The 5169-nt window shown below is 67.9% G+C and carries 4 protein-coding genes and 1 tRNA gene; 4 read left to right on the forward strand and 1 reads right to left on the reverse strand.

Features of this window, described 5'->3' with window-relative positions; translation table 11 throughout:
* The coding region (locus K206_RS40375; protein ID WP_196812975.1) for a glycosyltransferase family 39 protein at positions 1–398 on the reverse strand (398 nt) is incomplete at its 3' end.
* Between the two features lie 402 nt (positions 399–800).
* On the opposite strand from K206_RS40375, the gene K206_RS0135665 reads away from it, so the two are divergent.
* From K206_RS0135665 to K206_RS0135680, 4 genes are all read left to right on the forward strand, one after another.
* Entirely contained in the window at positions 801–2306 is a 1506-nt protein-coding gene (locus K206_RS0135665) for a pyridoxal-dependent decarboxylase (protein WP_081651631.1), read from the forward strand.
* 49 nt (positions 2307–2355) lie between these two features.
* The gene (locus K206_RS0135670; RefSeq protein WP_020207026.1) at positions 2356–3645 is read left to right on the forward strand and encodes a RimK family alpha-L-glutamate ligase; all 1290 of its coding nucleotides are present in this window, start codon (positions 2356–2358) and stop codon (positions 3643–3645) included.
* Positions 3646–3860: 215 nt separating this feature from the next.
* A tRNA-Gly gene (locus K206_RS0135675) sits at positions 3861–3936 on the forward strand.
* A 226-nt stretch (positions 3937–4162) separates the two neighbouring features.
* Positions 4163–5169: integrase arm-type DNA-binding domain-containing protein (locus K206_RS0135680; protein ID WP_020207027.1), on the forward strand; the 1007-nt coding region annotated here is incomplete at its 3' end.

The following is a 5169-nucleotide window of genomic DNA, read 5'->3' on the forward strand; positions in this document are numbered from 1 at the left end:
ATCGGCGCGGCGACGAGAACCAGCGCCGTCAGCACGCCGGCGCGGGCGCCGTACCAGCGCGCCGCGGCCAGCGCGGAAACGAGCAGCCCGGCCATGCCGGACAGCGCCACGCACAGCCGCGCCTGCCAGTCGCCCACGCCGAAGGCGCCATAGGCGAGCGCCGTCATCCACATGTGGAAGGGCGGCTTCTCGAAATACTTGAGCGCGTTGTAGCGGATCGTGACCCAGTCGCCGCTGGCGAACATCTCGCGCGAGATCTCGGCGTAGCGGCCTTCGTCGGAACTGAGCAGGTGCCTCAGGTCCAGCGTGCCGAACCACAGCAGCAGCACCAGCAGGCAGACCGGCAGCAGCACGGCGACCGGCACGTCGCCGTAGCTGCGCGCGGTCAGCCGCTGCATGAAACCCGCGGTTCGGTTGCGGAGCGCCATCGACATGATCCGCGGAGCGCAGGTCGGGCAGGTCCGTCGTCCAGTGGAAGGCATGGGCGTTCGTGATGGTTGAGCATGGGCCGGCGTGAAGCTGCTGCCGGCGGCCGAGGCGGTCGAAGGTGCCGATCCGTTCCGCGACCGATGGCCTCGCCGGCGACATGCCAGTCGGCGGCGGCACGCTGCATGGGATCGCAGGGCGGTCCGACTGGCACCAGCCTAGCGCGGGCTCCCTTAAGAAAGAATTAAGGCCGGCAAGGCAACGGCGAAGCGGCATCTGCGCCGCGGTGAAGGGCCTGTCCTTAATGCAGCCTTAAGTATGCGGCTGCTAGCATGCCCCGCATCGATCACCAGCATCCTCCTGAGGCAATATTCATGCGCGCACCGGAATCCAGCGGTGAGGCTGCAGCGGCAGCCGGCGGACTCGACCCGGAGGACTGGGCGGCCTGCCGGCGCCAGGGCCACAGGATGCTCGACGACATGTTCGACTATCTGCAGACCATCCGCGAGCGGCCGGTCTGGCAGCCGGCTCCGCCGGCGGTCCGGCAGCGCTTCACCGAAGCGCTGCCAGGGCGGCCGAGTTCGCTCGAAGCCGTGCACGATGATTTCATGCGGGACATCCTGCCCTACACCGTGGGCAATGCGCATCCCGGTTTCATGGGCTGGGTGCACGGCGGCGGCACGGTGGCCGGCATGCTGGCCGAAATGCTGGCGGGCGGGCTCAACGCCAACCTGGGCGGGCGCGACCATATCCCCATTGAGGTGGAACGCCAGGTGCTGCGCTGGGTGATCGAACTGTTCGATTTTCCGCAGGATGCCAGCGGCCTGTTCCTGACCGGCTCCTCGATGGCCAACATGATCGGCGTGCTGGTGGCGCGCACGCGCGCGCTCGGCACGACGGTGCGCGCGCAAGGCACGGCGCGCATGCGGGCCGTGCCGGTGGCCTATGCCTCGACGCTGGCGCATGGCTGCATCGCCCAGGCAATGGACCTGGCGGGACTGGGGCGCGAGCAACTGCGCCCGATTGCCGTCGACGCGCACGGCCGCATGCGGCTCGACGAACTGCGCGCGCGCATCGCCCAGGACCGCGCCCGCGGCTTCCAGCCTTTCCTGGTGGTGGGCACCGCCGGCACGGTGGATACCGGGGCCATCGACGACCTGGCCGGGCTCGCGCGCATCGCCGCGGGCGAGCGGCTGCACTTCCACGTCGACGGCGCGTTCGGCGCGCTGGCCATGCTGTCCCCCGAACTGGCCCCGCGCCTGGACGGCATCGCGCAGGCGGACTCGATCGCGTTCGATTTCCACAAATGGCTGCAGGTGCCCTACGACGCGGGCTTCGTCCTGGTGCGGGACCGGCAATTGCACCTGGACACCTTCTCCACGCAGCACGGCACCTACCTGAGCCGTGCCGGGCGGGGGCTGGCCGCCGGCTCGCCGTGGCCGAGCGACTTCGGGCCGGACCTGTCGCGCGGCTTTCGCGCGCTGAAGACCTGGTTCACCATCAAGGTCCACGGGACCCAGCGCCTGGGCGAGATGATCGCCGCCAGCTGCACGCTGGCCCGCGTGCTGGCCGCGCGCATCGGCGGCAATCCGGCGCTGGAGCTGCTGGCGCCGGTCGCGCTCAACATCGTCTGCTTCCGCTATGTCGGCCACGGCGACGGCCGCGTCGATGCCGGCCGCGTCGATGCCCTCAATCGCGCGCTGGTGGTGGCGGTGCAGGAGTCCGGCATTGCCGCGCCCTCCGCCACGGTGCTTGGCGGGCAGGCCGCCATCCGTGTCGCGCTGTTCAACCATCGCACGCGCGAGCAGGACATCGACGCCTTGCTGCGGGCGGTGCTTGCCTCCGGCGCGTCTCTTCAATCCGACGGCGGCATCGTCTGACCCATTGCGCGCCGCCCGTGCGGCAGGCTCGCCCAACCCAGGCTTCACCATGACAAGAACCACGTCCGCCGCGCCCACCGCGCATGCCTTCGTCGGCCTGCGCGAACTGCTGCGCATGGCCCACCAGGGCGAAGACCTCCGGCCGCTGGCCGAGCAGCTGATCGAACATCTGGCCGCGAACCCGTCGGACGCCTATGCGCTGATGGACCTGTCGCTGATCCTGCAGATGACCGGCAAGCGCCCGCTGGCAATGGCGATGCAGGCCGAGGCGCTGCAGGTCCGCCGGCTTTTCCAGGGGCCGGCCGCGCCCGGCGTCAGGCCGCGGCTGCGCTTGCTGGCGCTGATGGTGCCCGGCGACCTGATGGCCAATGCGCCGCTGGAATGCCTGCTGCATGGCTCCGACATCGCGCTCGACATGCTCTACCTGCCCCCCGACCAGCCCTTGCCCGACGCCTTGCCCGACCATGACGTGCTGATCGTCGCGGCGGGCGAATCCGACCGGACCCGGGCGCTGCTGGACGCCCTGCGGGAAGCGCTGGCCGGCTGGCCGCGGCCCGTGCTCAACGCCCCCGAGCGCGTGCTGCAGTTGTCGCGCGACCGCGCCGCGCAGCTATTGTCGCCGCTGCCGGGCGTCAGCATGCCACCGACGCGGCGGGCGCCGCGAGACGTGCTCGGCGCGATTGCGCGCGGCGAAGCCGAGGTCGCCGCGCATCTCGGCGCCGGCGGCTTTCCCATCCTGGTCAGGCCACTCGATTCGCACGCGGGGCGGGACCTGGCCAAGCTCGATACGCCGGCGGCGCTGGCCGCCTACCTGTCGGCGCACGACGACGAGGAATTCTATATCTCCTGCTTCGTCGACTATCGCAATGCCGACGGGCTGTTCCGCAAATATCGCGTGGTGATGCTGGAGGGGCGCACCTATGTGTGCCACGTCGGCATCTCGGATCACTGGATGATCCACTACCTGAACGCCGGCATGACCGACAGCGCCGACAAGCGCGCCGAAGAAGCCGACATCATGCAGCGGTTCGACGAGACGTTCGCGGTTCGCCACCGCGATGCGCTGGAGCGCATCCAGGCCTGCCTGGGGCTGGACTACTTCGGGCTGGATTGCGCCGAGACGCCCGGCGGCGACCTGCTGATATTCGAGGCCGACACCTGCATGGTCGTGCACGACCTCGATCCCGCCGACGTGTTTCCCTACAAGCAGCCGCAGATGCGCAAGGTATTCGCCGCCTTCCGCACGCTGTTGTTGAATGCCGCTGCGGATTCGCTGGGGGCGCGTGGCGCGGGCGACGATGCGCGCGAGTCCATACCGGGCGGCACGCCGGCACGGTAGGCCTGTTCCTCGGCGCGGGCAGCGGGATCGGGCTTGTTGCCGATGCCTCCTGGAAGATGCAGACAGAGGACACGGAGCGCGCGGAAATCCCGCTCGCAATGGCGGGGTTTTCTGCTATACTCCGCGCTCCTTTGCGCCTGGGACTCAAGTCGCCGAGGCCCGCGGACAGTCGATCCGCGGCCCGTCGGTCCGCGTCCCGGCCGGGTGTCAAAGACGCGGGAGTAGCTCAGTTGGTAGAGCGCAACCTTGCCAAGGTTGAGGTCGCGAGTTCGAGACTCGTCTCCCGCTCCAGTTTATGATCTACAGACTTCTACTGACGTCTGTAAGTCGTTGAAAAAAGGAGCTTCGGCTCCTTTTTTCGTTCCAGCGAGTGCCACGGAAATCCACCTACAGCCAGCGTTTTTGAGGCGCCAATTGAGGCACAAGAATGCGGGTGGGTCGGCTATCGGATAGTTGCTGGGGCTGAGCGGGGACCATGACGAGCATAGGGCCTAAGTCATAACTTAGGAGCCTCGAAATGGCACTCTCTGATCTGACCGTCCGGCAGGCAAGGACCACCGGCAAACGCTACACCATCTCCGACAACGACTGCCTGGGCCTGCTGGTCTCTGCCGCAGGTGGCAAGTCGTGGCTATTCCGTTACTACTGGCTGGGCAAGCAGAAGTGCATGTCCCTGGGCGGCTATCCCGCCCTCAGCCTGCGCGAGGCCCGCGCCGAGCGAGACAAGGCCCAGGCCCTGCTCGCCAGGGGCATCGACCCCCGAGTCGAGCGCGACCGGATGCGGCACGCGGCCAGGCTCGCAGGCGAGCACACCTTCAAGAACGTCTTCGATGCCTGGGTCGAGCATCGCCGCAAGGAACTCAAGGAAGGCCGTCAGAGCACGCTTTCGCAGATCCTACGCATCTTCAACAAGGACGTGCTGCCTACCCTGGGGAAGATGTCCATCTACGATATTCGACGCCCCCAGCTTCTGGGAGTCCTGGCAGCTATCGAGAAGCGCAAGGCGTTCACCACCGCCGAGAAGGTCCGCACCTGGTTCAACCAGATGTTCCGCTATGCCCTGGTCATCGCCGAGGGACTGGAAGTCAATCCGGCCGCCGACCTGGACGTGGTGGCCGAACCCAAGCCCCCGGTGGCCCACAACCCCTACCTGCACCTGCCTGAGCTGCCCGAGTTCCTGCAGAAGCTCCGCCTCTACAACCCTCGCGGATGGCAGACTCAGCTTGGCGTCCGGCTGCTGTTCCTGACGGGCGTGCGCACCGGCGAGTTGCGGCTGGCCGAACCGGAGCAGTTCGACCTGGACCGGGGCCTGTGGATCATCCCGCCACAGGTCGTCAAGCAGCTCCAGGACGAGATGCGCAAGGCCGGCAAACGGCCGCAGGACGTGCCGCCCTACATCGTGCCCCTGTCCCTGCAGGCCATCGAAATCGTGCGCTACCTGCTGGGCGTGATGCGGCCGGCGCAGAAGTACCTGCTGTCGCACCGTAGCGAACTTAAGAAGCGCATCAGCGAGAACACCCTCAA

The sequence above is a fragment of the Cupriavidus sp. WS genome (genome assembly GCF_000395345.1).
GTDB classification, from domain to species: Bacteria; Pseudomonadota; Gammaproteobacteria; order Burkholderiales; family Burkholderiaceae; genus Cupriavidus; species Cupriavidus basilensis_B.

Bases quoted from the DNA above. Each gene is read 5' to 3' on its own strand.
- K206_RS0135665 (WP_081651631.1), top strand. From the start codon at position 801: ATGCGCGCACCGGAATCCAGCGGTGAGGCTGCAGCGGCAGCCGGCGGA.
- K206_RS0135670 (WP_020207026.1), top strand. From the start codon at position 2,356: ATGACAAGAACCACGTCCGCCGCGCCCACCGCGCATGCCTTCGTCGGC.